The organism is Niallia sp. FSL W8-0635 (assembly GCF_038007965.1).
Classification (GTDB): domain Bacteria; phylum Bacillota; class Bacilli; order Bacillales; family Cytobacillaceae; genus Niallia.
The window spans coordinates 1,618,336-1,639,759 of record NZ_JBBOYD010000001.1 but is presented as its reverse complement, the minus strand read 5'-3'; the positions used below and the strand labels follow the sequence as shown (position 1 = coordinate 1,639,759).

General features: G+C 33.8%; 20 protein-coding genes. 5 read left to right on the top strand and 15 right to left on the bottom strand.

Features of this window, described 5'->3' with window-relative positions; genetic code table 11:
- Nucleotides 1–72: 72 nt before the first annotated feature.
- Nucleotides 73–1,317, bottom strand: coding sequence for an ATP-binding protein (locus NYE52_RS07635; protein ID WP_341192522.1), 1,245 nt, complete (start codon nucleotides 1,315–1,317; stop codon nucleotides 73–75).
- A gap of 221 nt (nucleotides 1,318–1,538) precedes the next feature.
- On the opposite strand from NYE52_RS07635, the gene NYE52_RS07630 reads away from it, so the two are divergent.
- Nucleotides 1,539–2,894 carry an amino acid permease gene (locus tag NYE52_RS07630; protein ID WP_341192521.1) on the top strand — a complete coding sequence of 452 codons (1,356 nt, stop codon included), beginning with the start codon at nucleotides 1,539–1,541 and terminating at the stop codon, nucleotides 2,892–2,894.
- 96 nt (nucleotides 2,895–2,990) lie between these two features.
- Here NYE52_RS07630 and NYE52_RS07625 read toward each other — a convergent pair whose 3' ends face one another.
- Nucleotides 2,991–3,899, bottom strand: a complete 909-nt coding sequence (locus NYE52_RS07625) for a TetR/AcrR family transcriptional regulator (RefSeq protein WP_341192520.1) — start codon at nucleotides 3,897–3,899, stop codon at nucleotides 2,991–2,993.
- Between the two features lie 275 nt (nucleotides 3,900–4,174).
- Between NYE52_RS07625 and NYE52_RS07620 the strand changes: the two genes are divergently transcribed.
- A complete protein-coding gene (locus NYE52_RS07620) occupies nucleotides 4,175–5,707 on the top strand; it encodes a DHA2 family efflux MFS transporter permease subunit (RefSeq protein WP_341192519.1) in 1,533 nt (510 codons plus the stop codon).
- Between the two features lie 290 nt (nucleotides 5,708–5,997).
- On the opposite strand, the gene NYE52_RS07615 is transcribed toward NYE52_RS07620, so the two are convergent.
- Nucleotides 5,998–7,038, bottom strand: coding sequence for a 2,3-butanediol dehydrogenase (locus tag NYE52_RS07615; RefSeq protein WP_341192518.1), 1,041 nt, complete (start codon nucleotides 7,036–7,038; stop codon nucleotides 5,998–6,000).
- A gap of 200 nt (nucleotides 7,039–7,238) precedes the next feature.
- On the opposite strand from NYE52_RS07615, the gene NYE52_RS07610 reads away from it, so the two are divergent.
- The gene (locus NYE52_RS07610; RefSeq protein WP_341192517.1) at nucleotides 7,239–8,126 is read left to right on the top strand and encodes a LysR family transcriptional regulator; all 888 of its coding nucleotides are present in this window, start codon (nucleotides 7,239–7,241) and stop codon (nucleotides 8,124–8,126) included.
- Between the two features lie 18 nt (nucleotides 8,127–8,144).
- On the opposite strand, the gene NYE52_RS07605 is transcribed toward NYE52_RS07610, so the two are convergent.
- The 4 genes from NYE52_RS07605 to NYE52_RS07590 are packed head-to-tail and all read right to left on the bottom strand — an operon-like array spanning nucleotide 8,145 to nucleotide 10,949.
- Nucleotides 8,145–8,744, bottom strand: a complete 600-nt coding sequence (locus NYE52_RS07605) for a VanZ family protein (protein WP_341192516.1) — start codon at nucleotides 8,742–8,744, stop codon at nucleotides 8,145–8,147.
- An 18-nt stretch (nucleotides 8,745–8,762) separates the two neighbouring features.
- Complete coding sequence (locus tag NYE52_RS07600) at nucleotides 8,763–10,004, bottom strand: FtsW/RodA/SpoVE family cell cycle protein (RefSeq protein ID WP_341192515.1); 1,242 nt, start codon at nucleotides 10,002–10,004, stop codon at nucleotides 8,763–8,765.
- Entirely contained in the window at nucleotides 9,997–10,413 is a 417-nt protein-coding gene (locus tag NYE52_RS07595) for a PadR family transcriptional regulator (protein WP_341192514.1), read from the bottom strand. Before NYE52_RS07595 ends, NYE52_RS07600 begins: the two co-directional genes overlap by 8 nt.
- On the bottom strand, nucleotides 10,398–10,949 hold the full coding sequence (locus NYE52_RS07590) for a sigma-70 family RNA polymerase sigma factor (protein WP_341192513.1): 552 nt from the start codon (nucleotides 10,947–10,949) through the stop codon (nucleotides 10,398–10,400). The genes NYE52_RS07595 and NYE52_RS07590 overlap by 16 nt, the downstream gene beginning before the upstream one ends.
- A 247-nt stretch (nucleotides 10,950–11,196) precedes the next feature.
- Here NYE52_RS07590 and NYE52_RS07585 point away from each other — a divergent pair, with 247 nt between their 5' ends.
- On the top strand, nucleotides 11,197–12,288 hold the full coding sequence (locus NYE52_RS07585) for an AI-2E family transporter (RefSeq protein ID WP_341192512.1): 1,092 nt from the start codon (nucleotides 11,197–11,199) through the stop codon (nucleotides 12,286–12,288).
- A 105-nt stretch (nucleotides 12,289–12,393) separates the two neighbouring features.
- Here NYE52_RS07585 and NYE52_RS07580 read toward each other — a convergent pair whose 3' ends face one another.
- The 8 genes from NYE52_RS07580 to NYE52_RS07545 form a co-directional block, all read right to left on the bottom strand.
- The gene (locus NYE52_RS07580; protein ID WP_341195134.1) at nucleotides 12,394–13,674 is read right to left on the bottom strand and encodes an MDR family MFS transporter; all 1,281 of its coding nucleotides are present in this window, start codon (nucleotides 13,672–13,674) and stop codon (nucleotides 12,394–12,396) included.
- A 194-nt stretch (nucleotides 13,675–13,868) separates the two neighbouring features.
- Nucleotides 13,869–14,492, bottom strand: a complete 624-nt coding sequence (locus tag NYE52_RS07575; RefSeq protein WP_341192511.1) for an SGNH/GDSL hydrolase family protein — start codon at nucleotides 14,490–14,492, stop codon at nucleotides 13,869–13,871.
- 140 nt (nucleotides 14,493–14,632) lie between these two features.
- Nucleotides 14,633–15,640: a metal ABC transporter substrate-binding protein gene (locus NYE52_RS07570; protein WP_341192510.1), complete on the bottom strand. Its 1,008-nt coding sequence runs from the start codon at nucleotides 15,638–15,640 to the stop codon at nucleotides 14,633–14,635.
- Between the two features lie 18 nt (nucleotides 15,641–15,658).
- Nucleotides 15,659–15,808 (bottom strand): 50S ribosomal protein L33, encoded by a 150-nt coding sequence (gene rpmG / locus NYE52_RS07565; RefSeq protein ID WP_016200859.1) that lies wholly within the window; start codon nucleotides 15,806–15,808, stop codon nucleotides 15,659–15,661.
- A gap of 528 nt (nucleotides 15,809–16,336) precedes the next feature.
- The gene (locus NYE52_RS07560; protein WP_341192509.1) at nucleotides 16,337–17,386 is read right to left on the bottom strand and encodes a Gfo/Idh/MocA family protein; all 1,050 of its coding nucleotides are present in this window, start codon (nucleotides 17,384–17,386) and stop codon (nucleotides 16,337–16,339) included.
- A 52-nt stretch (nucleotides 17,387–17,438) separates the two neighbouring features.
- On the bottom strand, nucleotides 17,439–18,407 hold the full coding sequence (locus NYE52_RS07555; RefSeq protein ID WP_341192508.1) for a sugar phosphate isomerase/epimerase family protein: 969 nt from the start codon (nucleotides 18,405–18,407) through the stop codon (nucleotides 17,439–17,441).
- A 55-nt stretch (nucleotides 18,408–18,462) separates the two neighbouring features.
- A complete protein-coding gene (locus NYE52_RS07550) occupies nucleotides 18,463–19,488 on the bottom strand; it encodes a Gfo/Idh/MocA family protein (RefSeq protein WP_341192507.1) in 1,026 nt (341 codons plus the stop codon).
- A 13-nt stretch (nucleotides 19,489–19,501) separates the two neighbouring features.
- Nucleotides 19,502–20,218, bottom strand: coding sequence for a ThuA domain-containing protein (locus NYE52_RS07545; RefSeq protein WP_341192506.1), 717 nt, complete (start codon nucleotides 20,216–20,218; stop codon nucleotides 19,502–19,504).
- Between the two features lie 186 nt (nucleotides 20,219–20,404).
- Here NYE52_RS07545 and NYE52_RS07540 point away from each other — a divergent pair, with 186 nt between their 5' ends.
- Entirely contained in the window at nucleotides 20,405–21,307 is a 903-nt protein-coding gene (locus NYE52_RS07540; RefSeq protein ID WP_341195133.1) for an AraC family transcriptional regulator, read from the top strand.
- Nucleotides 21,308–21,424 lie beyond the last annotated feature (117 nt).

The following is a 21,424-nucleotide window of genomic DNA, read 5'->3' as shown; positions in this document are numbered from 1 at the left end:
GTTTTTGTTCTTTAAGAATGAATGTATGAACAAATTTATTCGTATTTTATAGTCTGCCCATACATTCTTCATTTATTTACTAACAATCGGCAAATATACAGAAAAAGTTGTTCCTTTATTCACTTTACTTTTAATCTTAATTTTGCCGTTTAGGTGATGAACAATATTAAAGCATACAGTGGTCCCAATTCCCGTACCTTGTGTTTTGGTAGAATAAAAAGGAGTTCCTAGTCTGTTTAGTTCCTCTTCGGACATTCCTTTTCCATTATCCGTAATATTTATCTTTATATAAGACTCTGTCATTTGTTCGGAAATAACGACTTCACCCTTGTCCTCTATTGCTTCAATAGCATTTTTGATCATATTTATAAATAATTGTAGAATTTCATCTTGCCCAGCATGAATTATACATGGTGTTTGAACTTTATTAAATATTTTCACGTTATTTAGAAGAGCATATGGACTCATAAGCTCTTCTACTTTTTTGAGAAGATTGGCTACATCTATCTGTTCTTTCATGCCTTCATTTGTACGAGCAAGTGATAAATAATCATTAATTATTTTTTCTGCCCTCACCAATTCTGATCCCATAAGCGAAAGCATCTCTTGTTGTTTTCCTGTAATATTGGAAGATTCCTTTAATAAATGAGTGTATCCTTTAACAACAGTTAAAGGGTTTCTTATTTCATGTGCAACAGAAGCTGCCATTTCACCAATTAATCTAATTCTTTCTGTCTGCTGTTTTTGCTCTTTCTTCCTTTCTTGATAAGAGAGTGACTCTATAAGATAAATAGAAATAATTAAAGTAACAATATGAGACAAGTATAAATAAACAATAAATGTTAAGGTTATTTTATTTGTGAAAAAAGAAGTAGCAATTAAATCAATGCTTATAGGAAATAATGATGTGATACAAGCAATCAGTATTCTTTTTATTAAAGATTGGGCCTGCTTGTATTTTTTGATTGCGAAGTACAAAATGGGTACGGATAATAGTACGATAATCATCATCACTACTAGTCCTTCATTAAACCCAATCATATATCTGTATATTCCCATCACAACAGTTGTCAATAATCCTGCTGGAAACCCTCCATAGAAAAAAGCGACTAACCAAGGAATTGTTCTTAAATCATAAATATGACCAGGAGCTATTTCTAAAGGAAATGTCATAGATAAAATTAATATGGCTGAACAATAGATAAAGGTAAATAGTGTTACATTTTTAATTTTCATTTTATGGAAATAATAATAATAAATAAAAATTGGAACTACATTTAATAATAAAACAAATAAGTAATTGTCAAATCTAATCATCTTTTCTCCTCATTTATAAAAAATCCTCACCCTATCTAAGTTACCATCTTTTCACAATTATTTCATTAGGAAATAATATTTTCTGCTTTTAAAAAGAACAGCCATCTTTTCTATCTAACTTAAACAAATAATTGCTGAAAAAGCTGACATACTAATAGTGGTTAATAACGATTCAATCTTTTGTAAGTAAGCCCTGATTATTACTTAAAGAGGAGAAAAACATGACAAATAAACAGGAAAATTCTAATTCATCAAAATCTGAAAATCTAAAATGGTGGCAGCTATCTTTAATTGGTGTGGGCTGTACGATAGGAACTGGCTATTTTCTAGGGTCTAGCCTCGGGATTAAAGAAACAGGTCCTTCCATAGTTTTCACCTTTATTTTAGCTGCAATTGGAACGTATATTGTTTTTAACCAATTAGCGAAGATGACCGCTGAAGATCCACAGGAAGGATCATTCTGCTACTATGCAAACAAAGCTTTCGGTCCTTGGGCCGGCTTTAGTTGTGGATGGAATTATTGGTTCTCTAATATTCTAATCATGGGGAGCCAATTGACAGCACTTTCCCTTTTATCTCAATTTTGGTTTCCTAAAGTCCCATTATGGGTATTCGCCTGTATTTATGCTGTTCTTTCCTTATTTGTCGTCTTTCTAGGGACAAAGGGCTTTGATCGTGTTGAGAATTATTTAGCTATTATTAAAACAGCAGCGATTCTTATGTTTATTGGCTTAGCAGCAGCGGCTGTTTTTGGTTGGATACATGGAGGAAACGGTGATATATCTATCCCGCGTTCCATGAATGAAATATTTCCAAAAGGATATAAAGGTTTCTGGATTTCTTTATTATTTGCCTTTTACGCATACGGAGGAATAGAAGTAATCGGGTTAATGGCCATGCAGCTGAAAGATAAAAAAGACGCGCCAAAAGCTGGGACAAATATGCTCATAATTCTCGTGATAATCTACGTTCTTTCTCTAGGGCTGGCGTCGATTTTAGCGCCACTCGATCAGTTTTCCGAAAAAGAAAGTCCGTTTGTAACTGCCTTATCCGATTATCACTTAAACTTTTTCCCCCATGTTTTTAATGGAGCTATTATCATTGCTGGATTTTCCACTATGACAGCTTCATTATTTGGAGTGACTAGCTTGTTAGTTACATTAGCAAAAGATGGGGATGCACCAAAAATCTTCACAAAAAAATTAAAGAAATTCAATCAGCTGCCTCTTCCGTCCTTTATTCTCGGAGGAATTGGGCTCTTTGCTTCTGTTATAGCCGCCCTTTTATTACCAGGAAAAATATTCGAGTATATTACAACGGCAGCTGGGATTCTTTTATTATATAACTGGGCTTTCATCCTGTTTTCTTCCTTTAAAGTGCTGAAAGGAAAACTGTGGGATAAAATAAAATCTTCTTTTGGTATTTTACTTATTGTCTCTGCTGTTGCAGGAACTATCATCGAGAAGCAAGTTCGAATCGGCTTCTTTGTTAGCTTAGCATTTGTTGTGATTATTGCGGCAGCAACATTTTTCATGCGACATAAATTAGGGAAAAACAAAGCGGGCTGTGCAGAATAAAGTCAGTTGTTTTCCCCCGGCATGATTAGTGAAATCCTCAGTAAATGGGAAAAAGAAAAGTCATTGTTTTAGCTATGACTTTTCCCTATCCCAATGTCATTGATTTTGTTGAGCAAATACTCTTTCTATGCCTTCTTTAAGTGTTTGAACCGTTTTAGCATATGGGGTATCTTTTACCTCTTGCATCAGCGATATCAATGTACTTTCAATAATAAAATATCTTGGGTGTTTAATCTCTATCTCTTCTTCAATAAATGTTAATAATTGTTCTGTTTTTTCGTGATTAGTAAGAAATTCTCTCTCTTTTTTCAAATCCGCTTTAAACGTATAAAGCATACAAAGAATTTCCTTCTTTCCCATATCATCATCGTTTATAGATTGAAGTGCAATCCAATTATACAGCGTATCAGGTTTTAAAAGGACTTCCTTGGAATTAGATAAATGGTTAACCATATCGAGAATCCTATTCACACAGTACTGAACAATTTGATGTATATTTGCGTGATCCTGATAGACTAATGAATGCACATAAATGCTTGAATGAATCATTCCCATTAGCATGATGGAACAATCTAATAAATAGGTTTTGTTTTGTGCACCACATACATCAACTAATCGATTATAAATCCAGCCAAACTCATGCACTCTTCTATTTTTAATATAATTTTTTAATTCTTCATCCTTTGTAAAAAGGATTTCTTCAAATAAAGAAATTATTTTATATTGATTATTTGTGCTTATCAACATTTCAATTTGTTTAATAAATAGAGTGCTGTCTGTTTTATCCTGACCAATTAGTAATTGTTTCCTTTTCCATTCCAATTCCGTATAGATATTTTTAAAAATTGAAATTAACAACTCATTTTTACTGGAGAAGTAATTATAAAACGTACCTTTTGAAATATTACTTGCAGTTAGTATATCTTGGATCGATGTTTGCTGAAATCCGTTTTCAATAAATAATTCATGTGCTTTATCCATTACATGCTGTTTACGTTTGTTCATTTAATCACCTTAAGAATAAATTTAGACTACTGGTTCAAATTATATACTAGGTTATTTAGAATGAAATTACAATTACGTAAGAAGGGAATAACGGGTGAATGTCTTGTGCTATAAGGATTTCTCCATAGTATCTTAAGTCGATTGTAAAGAAATTATTTTTTACTTAGGGATTCTAAACATTTTTATTGCAAAATTTATACTACAGGTATATTATTATTTAAGCTTAGATTCAATGGATAAAAAGAACGTAGAGTTCATAGGGAGGAATAGTTTTAATGAACACAAATGCAACATCGAATGAAAAAAAACCGCCATATGGCATAATTGTTATTTTAATGGCGGGTGCCTTTGTCGCATTTTTAAATTCAACACTGCTAAATATCGCTTTACCGTCTATTAGTGCAGACTTCAAGATTGATCCTTCAGTAGGTCAATGGCTAATAACTGGATATATGCTTGTAAATGGAATTATGATTCCAACATCCGCCTTCTTAATTCAAAAATATTCGACAAGAAGATTGTTTATCACTGCAATGTCCCTTTTTGCAGCTGGTACCTTAATTGCTGGAATCGCACATACCTTCCCAGTATTACTTCTTTCGCGAATGATACAGGCTTCAGGCTCTTCCATTATGCTACCTGTATTAATGAACTTTTTGCTAACAAGCTTTCCAGTTGAAAAACGTGGAAGTGCAATGGGTGTTTTTGGTCTGATTATGACGTTCGCACCAGCAATTGGTCCTACACTATCAGGATATATTGTGGAACATTATGAATGGAGAATGCTGTTCTATGTTGTTTCACCGATTGCAATCCTTGTTTTAATTTTGGCGATTTTTAAAATTAAAGATAAGAAAGAAAAAGTAGATATTCATATTGATATCTTATCTGTCGCTTTATCTACTTTAGGTTTTGGTGGATTATTATACGGATTTAGTTCAGCAGGTACGAAAGGATGGAGTAATATTCACGTTTATGGCACTTTAATAGTAGGTGCAATAGCGCTCATATTCTTTGTTCTTCGTCAGTTAAAAATGACTACACCAATGCTTGAATTCCGAATCTTTAAGTATCCATTATTCTCGTTATCAGCAGTTATTACGATAGTAGTTAATATCGCACTATTCTCTGCAATGCTCTTGATGCCAATGTATATTCAAACTGTTAGAGGAATTTCACCTTTCCATTCTGGTCTATTATTATTGCCTGGTGCCATTATTATGGGGATTATGTCACCGATTACGGGAAGACTTTTTGATAAGTATGGCGCGAGAACACTTGCTTTAGTTGGGTTAACCTTGACTGCCATTACTACCTATATGTTTAGTCAATTATCGATGACAACTACTACAACTACATTGGTGCTTATCTATTCTTTACGTATGTTCGGTATGTCCATGGTTATGATGCCGATTATGACAAATGGTTTAAATGAATTGCCATCTCGCATGAATCCTCATGGTACTGCGTTAAATAATACATTATCCCAAGTGTCAGGAGCAATCGGATCTGCCGTTATGATTACGATCATGTCTCAACGTACAACCGCACATGGAGAAGAATTGGCAGCTCAAGCAATGAAAGATATGAGCAACGCAACTACTCAACCATCTCCAGAAGCCCTCGCTACTATGCAGGAGCAGCTGGGAATGCAAGCAATGCTTGAAGGAATAAATGACGCTTTCCTTATTTCAGTCGGAATTGTTATCATTGCCCTTATTCTAGCAGCATTTGTAAAACGTGCTGTTCCTCCAAAGGAAACAGAGGAACAAACTGGTCCAACGAAAATGAATGAGGCAGTAGAATAAGAATATCATTAGTCAGCGTTAAAACCGCTGACTTTTTTGTTACAAAAAAATAAGGACAGCCCTTTTTATAATTAGCCATCCTTACTTTTAATATATTAGTTCTATTATTAATCATTGTTGATTTTCTTGAAATCATAGGCGGGATATATTTCGATAACTACTCTATTTAAAACAATATCTAAAGATTGGGATAACCTTAAACGGAAAATCTCCTCTTATTTTTATGGAAATATGGGTATTTCTCCATTTAAATGGAATTTTACTATTTATAACAGGCCAATATGATATGATTATTCCGCACTCACTAAAATCTTCACCTGATTTTTTTCTGAAATCAAGGATTGGAAGCCTTCATCAATTACATCATCTAGCTTAATTTTCTTCGTCACTAATTTATCTGCTGAAAAATATCCTTTTCTCATTAAATTCAACACACTTGGAAATACATCTCGATAACCAATAATCCCTTTAATAGTGCGTTCTTTAATGACAATATCATTAGGAAGAATTTCTGCACCTTTCTCCCAAATACTAACAATAACTGTTTCTCCTGCAATCTTAGTAGATTGAATAGCCTGTTTTAATACTACTGGTACTCCCGTTACTTCAAAGGATACATCTACGCCACCATTTGTACGGCGAACAAGCTCTGCAACGACATCATCATAATCAGCTGGATTAACAATGATAGCTCCAAGCTCTTCTGCTTTTGCTTGACGCTCCGGAGATAATTCCACTGCATAAATATCTGTTGCTCCTGCAGCTTTTAATGCTTCAATTACTAATAACCCAATTGGACCACATCCAAAAACAGCTGCTGTATCCCCTGCCTGTACTTTACTAGAACGAACAGCGTACAAAGCTACAGCAGAAGGCTCTACTAATGCTCCCTGCTCATATGATAACTCATCTGGCAATTTATGTAGTAATTCTGTATCAACAGACACATATTCGGAGAAACCGCCTCCTCCGCCTGCTAATCCAAGGAATCCCATATTCTCATCTAAATTATAAGCTCCCTGATGACCATGTGTAGCAAAAATAGGTTCAACAACCACACGATCGCCCACTTGATAATCAGTTACCCCTTCTCCAATTTCCACAATTTCTCCTGAGAATTCATGTCCCAATGTAACTGGCGCTACTTCATTTGTTAAAGGATGTGGCTGATCCACTGGTATAAAGATAGGCCCACCTAAATATTCATGTAAGTCACTTCCACAGATTCCACACCATTTTACTTTAAGCTTTACTTTGCCTGGTGCCACTTTAGGTTCCTCTATGTTTTCTAGTCGAATATCCTTTTGATTATGCCATCTTAATGCTTTCATTAATCAACATCCCCTGACTTAAATAGTTTTACAGCTAATTTATTAAAATTTTATGCTATTTGTTATTTAAGGCCTTAAAAACATACGTTTCAGAAACAATTTAATTATAGTACTTATATTATTAATTTAAAATTATATTATAATTAACTATAGTTAATTATTACTTAACTAAACGATTATTTTGTAGAAAGGAGCTATCTATGAATATTGAACAATTAAAATATATAGTAGAAATTTCAAATGCTGGCTCTTTAAAGACTGCTGCACAAAAGGTAAATATCTCTTTACCTGCTCTTAGTCAATCTGTAACAAAACTAGAAAAAGAGTTAAACGTCGAAATTTTTCACCGTTCAAGAAAAGGCTCTTACCCAACTGCTGAGGGAAAAGTGCTCATTCAAAAAGCTAACGACGTTCTGGAAAAGCTACAAGAATTTTATGATCATGCCGAAAGCTTTACACATACATTAAAAGGCGAGTTAAAGATCGCTACTTTTCCAGGACCATTAGATTTACTAGCAGATCAAATTACTTTATACAAAAAAGATTTCCCCTTTATTAAGGCATCAATAGAAGAGGATAATTCTCAGCATATTATTGAAAAAATAAAAAAAGAAGAGGTGGATATTGGACTTATCATATACAACGATGAAGATATCCAAAAAAACAAAAATATTCTTTTTCATAAACTATATGATGGATGTATGGTTGTGGCAGTAAATAAACAGTCTCCTTTGGCGAACAATACGTACATCACCGAAAAAATGCTAGAAAATCAACCAATTATTTTATATAACGATCATTCGATATTAGATTTCATGCAAAACTTAAATACTTTAGAAAATAATATGGAAATTTTATTTACCACTAATAATGTAGAAACGATTCGCTATGCTTTAGAAAGAAATACCGCTATAAATATTGGTTACGATTATGCATTTAAAACGATAACCGGATTAGCAAACAACAACAGCTATGTAACCATACCATTTGTTGATACCTTAATGAACACCTATTATTTTGGATATATCTATGCTGCTAATAAAGGCATTTCCCGGGTAGCTAAAGAATTTTTAAAAAGATTAACATAGCCTTTCTCGCGGATTCTTCTAATCTTTCATCCCTATAAATCTCTTTTGAAGAAGAGTCTCGAGGATTTTATATACACAAAAACCAAAAATAATCCCAAACGCATTTAAAATAACATCATCAATATCGGTACTTCTTCCAATAAATAATTGAGTAATTTCGATAAAAAAAGGAATAAAAATGGACATCCAAAATAAGGAGGTGAATGTTCTAAACGGTTTCCATATTAACGGCAGGAAAATGCCAAAAGGAACAAAGACAAGTACATTACCTAATAGATTAATAAGAGAAACCTGATTCCAATTACTAACTTGATCATTGGAAAGAGCTAAGTAGGATAAAATCGTCGAAAAAGGAATGAGATTAATGCTTCTTATCCCCTCTAGCCGATTCATATAGATATGTGCTTTGCCATCCTGCCCAACCATCGTATACCATTTAGGAATAATTGTTTGCGATGCAACCCCAATACAGAACATGACAAATAGAAACAATACAATTTCCTTCCCCCAGTTCTGTTCACGCTTTTTCCATTTAATATATATAAAACGACCTAATAAATAAATTGGTGCTCCGATACTCATATAAATTATCATCGCCTCTAGATACATTCTTATCATTCTGTTCCTCCACATATGTTATTGAAAATTTTTTCTGCGAATAATGCTTAATATGAGGCCAATTAATAATGCATTAATAATCGTTGGCACGATACCATAGCTAATAAACGGCAAGGATAAAGAAGTAATAGGCAATAATCCTACACACATGCCAATATTATAAATCACTTGGACACTATATAACGCTGTCGCTCCTATTATGAGCAGCTTTGCATATGAATTTTTTATATACTTTACATTAATAAACATTTTTACGATGAGTGCAGTAAAAAGCAATATAAGTATCCCTGCCATTACATAGCCAAACTCAAAGGCTAAATGAAGAAAAACAGTGTCCGTATAATTAACAAAATAAGTATCTGCTTCAGAAGAACCTATCCATTTTAAACTAGCCCACATTTTATCTCGATATAAGTAAAACCAGCCGGCATCATCTCCATATTTTTCGGGAAAGAAAAAAGCCATTAGTCTATTAAGCCTGTAGTTTCCTCTTGTAATATAGATATACGTATTTATTAATAGGAAGATACTTATCCCAGTTCCAAGTGTAAGGAGAACTTTCTTTTTTGAAAACTTGCTCCAAAATAGCATGACAACAACTGTAAAAATATAAATAAAGACTGTTGAGATACTATCAAATCCGAAAAGAAAGAGGACACATGAAAAGAAAAACAAACACAAAAAGAAAATATAGCTAAAGTCTTTTTTACTAAAAAAAGAAGCCCATGCTAATAGAAAAAATGGTATTGCCATTATTCCCTTCACTAAAATGGGACCAAATTTAAGATAAGCAGCTCCGTTTATCGAAAAATTCGAGAAGAAAATTATTGATAATAAAAGCAGTGATCCGACTATATAAAATAGATATCCATATTGGGCTAATTTACGATAATCAAAAAACATAATTCCAATAACTACCGCCATTCCGCCTATAACGGTTAACAATTTCTCACCAATAAAATGTATATCATATGTAACTACTGGCAAAATTCCTATCATTAATAAACTCACTGTTAAAGAAACGATTACCCAATCAATAATCGGTCGATGGATTGCACTTAATTCTCTCCCCAATTGCATCGGACTTCCCATTTCTTCGATTGCTTTTTCTTCTGCTTCCATTTGGGTCAAACCCTTTTTAATCCATCCTTCTTTTGCAAGCTGGATATGATGGGACATTTCTACTTTAATCCATTCTTTTGCTTCATTTGATTTTACATGCTCCGTCACTTTATCTAAAAATAAATGCTTGTTATTCATTCACGTACACCCATTCTATTAATTCTCTAATGTCTTTATTTCGTCCCCCTTCTATTTCTAACTTTTTCTCAAGCTTTTTTCCTTTTCTATCTATTTTGTAATATTTAACCTTTTCATCCTCCCATTCAGAAGTAATGATATTTTTCTGTTCCAAACGATGTAAAAAGGTATAAATAAAACCCTCCTTTTTCTCAAACCTTTGAAAGCCTCGGGCACGTAATAGTTCTATTAATTCAAAACCAGTTTTTCTATTATGCAATAATTGCAAAACTGCTAGCAGTACTTCCTCTTCTTTATCCTTCATTTGAATTTTTTTTAAAATCTCTTTACGATGCTCCGCTGTAAAATGAAGATGATTAAAATAAGTCTTTTTTAAGCTAGGTTGCAGATTTTTTAGGCGTTTGTCCACTTTTGCTCATCTCCTATCTTTTTTAATAAATCCTTCGCTCTTCGAAGTCTCGTTTTGATAGTATTTTCATTTATCTTCAATATGGCAGCAATCTCCTTTATTGGTAGTTCCTCGAAGTAAAAGAGAAAAATAATTTCCCGGTACATGACCGGCAAATTCATTACAGCCTGAATCAGCAATTGTTCTTCTTCTTTTTGAAGAATTTCTTCTTCCACATTTTCACTACTGTCTTCTCCAAAAAGAAATTCATTATCTACTTTCACAACATTTTTTGTATACCAACTTTTTAAATAGTCTTTACAATGGTTAATAGCAATTCTCCATAGCCATGTTCGAAAGCTAGATTTCCCTTTATATTTATGTAACGAATAATATACTTTCACAAATATATCCTGTGTTAATTCTTCGGCGATTGTTTGATTTTTCACATAAGAAAAAACTAAATGCAATAATTCTTGTCCATATGTAATCATAATTTCATCAAATACTTCTTCTTTATTGTCTATTTCATTCCAGCATGCTGATAATTCTTCCAAACGATTAACCCCCCTTACCTATTTATTAGACGAATATAAAAGGTAAAAGTTTGGATAATAAGGTGAAATAATTAAATTTATTGTTAGATTCCCATCATTTTTGTAATATAAGGCGGAAAAACATATAATGAAAGAATAGGTATAGAAAATGCTTATTTAGATATATATTCCAATAATTTAGTTTAGGCAATTTCTTCACTCTACTAAAACAACGCAAATGAAATATGCTTATAAATGGAGAGATTAAATGTATAAAAAAATCATGCAAATTGGGTCCATCATTATTATGTTCTTCTTAATCATTTATTTAGGTACGCTAATTGATTGGTTTTTCAGACCAATTATTGTATTTGTGCAAACTTTATTCATTCCCATTTTACTAGCGGGTGTCCTCTTTTACTTATTTAGACCCTTAGTGCTATGGCTAAGTAAAAAAATGCCGAGAAGTTTAGCGATTCTATTATTGTATGTATGTTTAATGGGTATAGGTTTTGGTCTAATATCCTTTATAGGTCCTGAATTACATAAGCAATTCACAAATTTAATTAATAGTATGCCATTTATTTTTTCTGAATTAAATAATGTCTTACGTGAAATTCAGCAAAACGAGCTCGTTTTACGGTTTGGTCTAGAGGATGTATTTAATTGGGAAGATAAAATTGAAGAGATTGGCGTTATAGTTAGTGGGATATTAAGGAATTTGGTAGCAAACTCCCTTTCCTTTGTTGGAACGATTTTTAATACCTTGCTTTTATTTATTATTGTACCTTTCATCCTTTTCTATTTGTTAAAGGAAGGAGAAAGACTCCCTACGTTTTTCTTACAAACCTTAAGCAACGAAAAGAAAGAAAAAGTAAGACCTATTCTTTCCAATATGGATGAGACATTAAGTAATTATATCCAAGGAGTTTTAATCGTTTGTTCCTTTGTGGGCATTCTATACTATATTGGTTTTAGCACTATAAAGTTAGAATATGCTCTTATTCTTGCGATTTTTGGAATGATTACTAATCTAATTCCTTATGTCGGTCCTTGGATTGGCGCGATTCCTTCTGTGATTGTTGGCCTATTGCATTCACCTATGCAAGCGATTATCGTACTTGTCATTGTTGTAATCATTCAACAAATTGAGAGTATTTTTGTTCAACCGCAAATTATCGGAAAACGGATGTCTATTCATCCAGTGACCGTCATGGTTTTAGTATTAGTGGCTGGCCGCTTTATCGGTGTAATCGGAATGGTTCTCGTCATCCCAATCTTTGCTATTATCAAAGTAATTGTTACACATACATATAGACTGTGGAGAATTCGACAGGAAGAAAAAATACTTAAGGAATAGTTATTTAGTTGCTGGCTGCATATTCTATCGTCTTTTTCTCAAATAACCATATAAAAAAACACCTCTGTTATTGGCTCAGCTCCCAATAACGAAGGTGTTTTTTTACTATAACTGTTTGACTGCTTGTAAATTTCTCTTTTTCATTTCGAATTGTTTAAACATCACATAATAAATAAAAGCACTTATTACGGCAAGTATAGCAATAATCAAAAACGTCCATTCAAATCCAAACCATGCACTCATTGGAATAGATAATGGTGCAATCATTTTGGAAAAAGTAAACCTCAAGCTTGCTGCTGCGAAATATTTTCCTCGTTGGTTCTCGGGAGCAATTTCAGAAATAAAGCTTTGCTGAATACCTGCTGTCATCAGCTCAGCAAAACTAAATAATAGCATCGCAAACATTAGCCCCCAAATCAAATTAGTTTGACTGAACATAATAACAGCCATCGCATAAATAAAGGAGGAAACAATAAATACATTTTTCTCTTTATATTTAGACATCCATTTTGTCACCATTATTGTAAATATAGCTACTACCAACCCATTTTCTGCTAGGATTAATCCAAAAGCCTGTGTACTTTGAATTTCTAACGACCAACTGCCGATAGAAAATAAACTTTGGGTTGCAACCATTTCATCGACATAAACAGGTAGTAATAAATCTAATTGCATAAAGGTTTGGCCAATTAATACCCCTGCTAAAATAAACATTAAAAAAGTTCGATCTCTTACAATAACCTGATAATCTTTCAACTGAGTACCTAATGCCATAATCCAATTCTTTTTTGTCCCCACTGACTCTTTATATGGTGGTGCTGTTTCTGCTATCCAAATTTTTAAAACAATACTTAGTAGTATATTTAATAGTCCTGCTGCTAGTAAAAGGAAGAATCGATAATCCTTATAAAAGAACCCTCCTAGTACGGGACCTATTACTACTGCAATATTAGTAGATGTATAGAATATCGCAAATACACTGCTACGATCCTTCTCTTTTACTACATCCGCTACCATTGCTTGACTTGCTGGCCAATAAATACTAGTAAAAAGGCTAATCACTGTAAAACAGATAAAACTAATGGCAGGTGAATCAAGCCAAGGAGAACTTGCTAGAGCAAAGATTAGATAAGAAATCCCTTGCGCCAAGCTTGAGATGACCATCATTTTCTTTCTTCCAAATTTATCTGCATAATAGCCACCAAGTAGATTGGCAACTACCGAAAATGCTTGAGAAAGTATTAATAAGAACCCAGCAATTGATTTTCCAAATGATTCTGTAAAATAAATCGCCAAAAACGGGAAAAACATCCAAAACGTTACATTAACGGTTGATTCCCCAGCAAGACGAATCTTTAAATTTCGATCCCAATCTCTAAGTCGCATCGCCATGATTGTTGTTCACTCTCTTTCTATTTACTTCTCCTATCATACCTTGATAATTCGGATTAGAAAAGACTTTCTTGTTCCCTGTATAGCTCTAACACTTCCACAAAAGAAAGAGGCTTGTTATCTAGCAACAACGCCTCTTTTATTAATAGTGGAAAGCAAAAAATAACTTCTAGCAGTTTTCTATTTTGCTATTTACAATTTTTATAGGTTTTCAGCCATGTTTGTGCCATTAGCAGATTCCCAGCAGAATTCATATGTACTCCGTCTATTGTCAATACTTGATGATTCGGTTGCTGTATATATTCGATAAACACTTGATGTGTCGGAACAATTGTCGCATCATATTTTTCTGCTAATTGATGAATCACAGCAACATAATCTTTTAATAAAATATTCCCTTTCGCATCTACTGATTCCTCAATGATCGTTGGTTCCATTAAAAAGATTCTGGCTTCCGTATTTATCTTCAATTGTGTTAAAAGACGCTCATATATTTCTTTAAAAATAGCGGGTGTAACTTGTTCTAAACCATGGTTGTCTAATTGTCTCCATACATCGTTAATCCCAATTGATATAGAAACCAAATCTGGGCGTAAAGATAGAACATCCTCTTCCCACCTTTTCTCTAAGTCTGGGATTCTATTTCCATTGATGCCTTTATTAAAAAAACTAGGTAATGCTTCGGGCTGATTTATGGCAAAATAATCTTTAATATACCGAACATATCCATAGCCAATTTGTTCACTGTCTTCAAACTTATCTGCCTGTGTAATACTATCTCCTATAAAGACAAAACGTTGATTTGCAACCATTCTTATCCCCCCATCAAAACGCTTTCAATAATACAATAACACTTTCAACTCCAGCAAAGCAACAGGTAAAGTTCACCTAAATAAGAAGCCTCCATTGGAAAGAGAATAAACGCCAATGGAGGCTTACATTAACTATTTTATTATTGTTGAGCTTGCACGATTTTTTCTAAATTTCTTTCCATTACCTTTATATAATCCAATCCATTATCTTCATCTTCTTTGCTTAACACTTCTAAAGTGCTAAGTACTTCTGTTTTTGCTCCGATTTCAGTTGCCAGTGTATCGGCAACCTTTTTAGATGCAGTTTCTTCAAAATAAATAACACTAATATCATGCTCTTTTGCAAAATCTTTTAATTCAGCTAAACGTTGTGCGTTTGGTTCTTGTTCTGGTGATAATCCAGCAATCGGCACTTGTGTAAGTCCATATTCACTAGCTAAGTATCCAAATGCAGCATGCTGTGTAATCATCTCTTTTTTCTCTACTTTACTTAAAGAGTCTTTATATTGTTGATCAAGTGCTGATAATTTAGCAATATATGCTTCACTATTTTGTTGATATGTTTCCTTATTATCTGGATCTGCTTCGATTAAGCTAGCTGTAATTGTTTCTACTTCTTTAATCGCTAATGCTGGGCTTAACCACACATGTGGATCTTTCTCATGGCTATGCTCGTGTTCCGCTTCTTCACTTTCGTGATCATGATCTGCTTCTTCACCCTCATGATCATGGCCTGCTTCTTCGCTCTCGTGATCATGTTCATCTGTAATTCCCTCTTTTAATGTAATTCCTTTACTTGCTTCAACAAACACTGTTTCTTTATTATCAACAGCAGATTTAATAGTATCTACAAAGGTTTCCATATAAACACTATTAAAAACAAATAGATCTGATGATTGTACATTCGCTATATCTTTTGGTGTTGGCTCCCAACCATGTGGCTCCTGATTAGAAGGAATAAGTAATTTTACATCTGCCTTATCACCAGCAATGTTTTTTGTAAATTCATACATAGGATAAAATGTTGTCATGATCTGCAGCTTTTCTTTGCTTGCCCCACCTGACGCATCATTTTCGCCTTTTCCACAAGCAGCTATTATCAATACTGCAAGTAACATCATACTAACTAATTTAAATTTTTTCCCCATTTTTTTCACCCTGCCTTTTTATTTACTCTCTTTATGCAATGTTTTTCTTTTTAAACGTGGACTATATTTCATTAATTCTAATCGATCTGGGTTATTCCGCTTATTCTTCGTAGTTATATAGTTACGATCCCCTGTCTCTGTGCAAACAAGTGTTATATTTACTCTCATAATTACCAAACCTTTCTATGTTCATACCGGTACTATCTCAGCGCAATCCAGGAATAAAAATCCTCCAATAGATTCCCAATCCATGTTTCCAAACTGAGATATAGCTTTTTTATTAATTCCCTCTTATCTTGCAAAACCTCCTTGCTAAAAGCTGTGCGTCTCTATGTATTTCATCATTTACAGATTCTCTTAAATCATCAATTTTAATTAACAGAGACGTATTTTACCAGTAAATAGATACTTCGTATAAATCCAAATATTTTCTTACCTACTATTCTCCCAATCAAACAAATCGAAACAATTACGATTTAATTATTAAAAGAATAAGGGGCAAGTTTTCCATCGACTATATTATATTAACCGTAACGATTACGATTTGTAAAGTGTTTTTTAAAATTTTTTATCCGTACATATAGTTTAATGGGATTAAATGAATTATTCAAAAAATTTACAAATAGAAAAAGCTATACCCTCCGTCATTCATGGAAAATATAGCTTCTTTCTTTTAAAAAGATCTAAATGACTTTTTTACAAAGTTTCTACTTTCGATTTAAAATACACACGTTCTTTTTTCTTCCCTGATTCATAAACTGCACAAATCATTTCTTGTGTTTTTAACGCTTCTTCCCCTGTAATATCTAAAGGGATTCCCGTAGTCAATGAATCATAAAAATTATTTATTTGCTTCACATGACTTACACCCCAGTATCCTTTTACTCCATTTTCATAATGAAAGGTTTCCTGTGGATTGTTATCTGCAATAAATTCTCTTCCATCCAATAAACGTACAGTTGCACGATCAGCTACCATTTTGGCAATTCCCTTTTCACAATGTAATTCAATTTCAACCGGTGCATCATACGTATAATAATTAATAGCATGAAAAGCCGTCACGATGCCATTTTTATAGGCAATAACTCCTTCAGCAGCATCTTCCACCTCTATTATTTCATGTGCTCGATTACTTATTGATGCATCGACGTACTTAATTTCCTCGTTAATAAACCATCTCATTAAATCCATCGTATGAATCGCTTGATCGATTATGACGCCGCCGCCCTCTTTTTCCCATGTACCTTTCCAATCGCTTTTTTGATAATATTCATCAGATCGATCCCATGTAACAGATAGCTTACCTGATTTTATCGTACCAAGGTCTCCATTATCTAGCATTCTCTTAATGAGCTGTGACCCAGGATTATAGCGATTTTGGAAAATGACACCAAGGGTAACCTTATTTTCCTTTGCTGCCTCAACCATTGCCTTCGCATCGTCATAGTGAATAGACATCGGTTTCTCTGTTAAAATATGAATCTTCCTTTTTGCTGCTTCTATTGTTACCGGTGCATGCAGATGATGTGGTAAACAGATATGCAACACATCTATGTTTTCTATTTCAAACATTTCTTTATAGTCGGTATAGCTTGCACATTGATAGATTTTTGCTTTTTCTTCCGCTCGTTCTTGTTTTACATCACAAACTGCTACTAGCTCTGCATCTTCTCTTGATACAATCGACTGTGCATGCATAGGAAAAATATTGCCACAGCCAATAATAGCTACCTTTAACTTGGACATAAGTCTCCCTCGTTTCTATTGTTAAATACCATTTTATTTAGATTGCGACTACTTACACCCACCATATTTGAGAAGGTGATTCTTCAATTAGGACCGATTTCAGATTGGTTACTGCCCTTGTTAGTCCCTCTTTTATTGACATAATTGGATCCTCATGCTCAATGCTAACAACATAATCATATCCATAAGTTCTTAAAGCACTCATCATATCAGACCATTCACTTACACTATGTCCACATCCTACTGAGCGAAATGTCCATGCTCTTGTACGAACTTCCCCATATGGCTGCATATCTGTTAAACCATACATATTGACATTTTCCTGATCAATATACGTATCTTTTGCATGAAAATGATGGATGGCATTTTCCTTAGATAAAATTTTTATCGCTGCAACTGGGTCTATCCCTTGCCACCATAAATGGCTTGGATCCAAATTTGCTCCAATAGCATCACAGGTTTCCTCACGTAATTTCAGTAGCGTATATGGTGTATGCACAAGAAAACCGCCATGAAGCTCTAAGCCAATTTTCACACCATGCTCTTTTGCAATTTTCCCTACTTCTTTCCAATAAGGAATCAATTTTTCTTCCCATTGCCATTTTTTCACATCACTATATTCATTTGGCCACGGTGTAACAGGCCAGTTTGGATATTTCGCTCCATCATGATCTCCAGCAGTTCCTGAAAAGCAATTTACGACAGGAACATTCATCAAAGATGCTAGTTTAATTGTTTTAATCAGCGTTTCATGGGATTCCTTTGCAAATGTTTCTTCTGGTGAAATAGGATTTCCATGACAGCTGAAGGCACTAATGATTAAATCACGTGCTGCGACCTTTTCTAAATATTCTTTTCGCTTTTCTTCCGATTCCAATAATTCCTCTAGATTGCAATGATTGTTTCCTGGATAACCACCTGTACCTATTTCTACCGCTTGAATTCCAGCTTCCTTCACTGCATCAAGCATTTCTTCAAATGATTTATCTGCAAATAAAACAGTAAACACACCTAATTTCATAAGAATTCCCCTTTCAATCATTCCATATGGATAAGTACAGTTTGATTATAGTTCCTTATATTTTTGTAATTGTCTTCGTTTCTTGTGACTTTAAAGCTGCAAGAATAATAGCTAAGGATTTTTTGCCTTCTTCTCCACATATAAGAGGGTCTTTATCCTCTATAATACTTTCTACAAAATGATCAATAACACCTGTCTTATTCTGACCACCATCAGCATTTGACTGAATTCTACCTAACTCATAATTTACTTTTTCTCCATTTGTATATTGAATAATTAACGAATAGTTTGGATCATCCTCTAAGCGAATAACTGCTTTCTCTGCATAGATAACAGTAGAATTATCTTCTCTCCCTCTATAAGCCCAGCTCGCTGTAAGTGTTCCGATAATACCGCTCTCTGTTCGTAATATACAAACAGCATTGTCATCCACGCTTGAGAATTCTTTGGCATTCGTTTCTACAAATGCTCCTACCTCAGAAAATTCTTCTCCTAATACATATCGTAATAAATCAGCTTTATGTACTCCTAAATCTCCCATAGCTCCAATAAAAGCTTCTTCCTTTTTAAAGAACCAGCTGTCCTTGCCATCTACACTCCAGCCTTCTGGACCACCATGACCAAATGTAGTACGGAAGCTGTATATTTTACCAACTTCCCCACTTTTAATTAACTGATGTGCCTTTTGATGGGAGGCAACAAAGCGTTGGTTATGTCCAATCATTAATTTTTTACCACTCTGTTTAGCAGCTTCTATCATTTGGTTCGCTTCTTCTTCTGAGGTCGCCATTGGCTTTTCACAAAGCACATGTTTTCCAGCTTTCAAGGCATCTATTGAAATAGGAGCATGAAGATAATTAGGCGTACATACACTTACTGCATCTATTTCTGTCATTTTTAATAATTCTTTATAATCTGTAAATGCTTGAACCTGATGTTTTTCCGCCACTTCTGCTGCTCTTTCTTCGTTGATGTCACATACAGCAACTAATTCCACTTGCTTATTCCATAGATACTCCGGAATATGACGATGCTGCGCAATACTTCCACATCCAATTACACCTACTTTTAATTTAGCCATTTTCTCTTCCTCCTTATTTAACTGTAATTGTTTCGATAGGCTTAGCATTCCCATACACTGGTCTCTTCCGTTTAACAGGTGTTGCCCATTTTACTGCATTGCTAATTACTTGTTGGATATCTTTATGATGATATGTCGGATACGTCTCATGTCCTGGTCTAAAATAAAATACCTTTCCGTTTCCTCTTGCATACGTACAGCCGCTTCGGAAAACCTCTCCTCCTTCAAACCAGCTAGTGAAAATAAGTTCATCTGGTACAGGTATATCAAAATGTTCCCCGTACATTTCCTCTTTTTCTAATTCAATGTATTCACTAATTCCTTCCACAATTGGATGATTAGGTGCTACCACCCAAAGTCTTTCCCGATCATCCGCTTCTCTCCACTTTAAGTCACAGCTAGTACCCATTAACGATTTGAAAATTTTAGAAAAATGACCAGAATGAAGAACAATTAAACCCATTCCATCTAAAACACGCTGTTTCACTTTTTGTACGATTTCATCCTTTACCTCATCATGTGCTAAATGTCCCCACCATACTAATACATCCGTATTATTTAATACTTCGTCCGTTAATCCATGCTCTGATTCATCTAAAGTAGCCGTATGCGTTTCAAAGCCTTCCTTCTCCAAAAAAGCAGCAATCGTACCATGAATTCCATTTGGATAGATCTCTGCAACAAGTGGATGTTTCTTCTCATGACGGTTTTCATTCCAGATTGTAATCATTGTTTTGCAACTCCTTTTCTCATCTATGTATGGCTTCATTATAAAAAATGAAAACGCATAAAAAAATACTTAATCCTGTCTTTTTTTTATGCAATACTGTCATTTCATTATCAGCTTTTTGCTACAATAGAGAGACGAACAGTATCTTTAGAACCTCGTCAAATAGGAGGAGAAGTGGAAGTGGAAATGAGGACAAAGCACACCTATCATCAGCCTGTTAACGAAAAAGTTATTTACCAAAATCCTCTTCTATCCCTAAAAGTGTGGGAGATAAATGATGAGAGGGAAAATGCAATGACTTCTGTTGAATATTATCCTTGGCACTATCATAAAGAAGTGGAGTTACTTGCAATTCTTGATGGTAGTTTGGCGGTACAAACGAAAGAAATGGATCAAACGATTTCTGCAGGGGATGTACTTATTATGGGAGCGTCACAACCTCATAGAACAAGTAAAGCTAAGGGTGATAAATTGCGTTATATCGTCTTGCAAATAGATTTACATAAGCACTTTGATCAAAGTATTCTTCCTTATTTCTATTGCTTTTCAGAATTAACACATCCATTAGACAGGATAAATTATATCTTTAAAGAGAATCAGCACATAAAAAAAGAGGTACATTTTTTAATTAACGAGATACATAGAGAAAGTCAAACAAAAGAAAAAGGCTATGAAATTGCCATCAATTATTCAATCAAAAGGCTTCTTCTTTTATTCGTTAGAAATGATACAAAAAATATGCTCCATTATTCAGAAGAACAAGACCTTTCCAGACTTAAGCCTGTTTTAGATTATATTGATAGTCATTTAGAAGACCGAATACTTGTAGAGGATGTCTGTGAGCTTTTAAATTTTAGCTATCATTATTTTATCAAATACTTTAAAAAAGTAATGGGTATGTCTTTTGTCGATTATATGAATCTAAAGCGAATAAAAAAAGCCGAATTATTACTCTTAACTACAGACAAAAGCATTTTAGAAATAAGTTATGAAGTCGGAATTACGAATATGGCCCAGTTTTATAAACTTTTCAAACGAGAAAATCAGTGTTCACCTAAAGCCTTTAAAAATAAAATGCAAAAAGCTTAGACCTTTATCAATTTTAAAAAATCATTTTATCGACAAACGGAACAGCTGTTAACACAGCTGTTTTTATATTTGTGACACTTTTGTAAATTTTTTCAGATTATTCGAAAAAAACTTAAA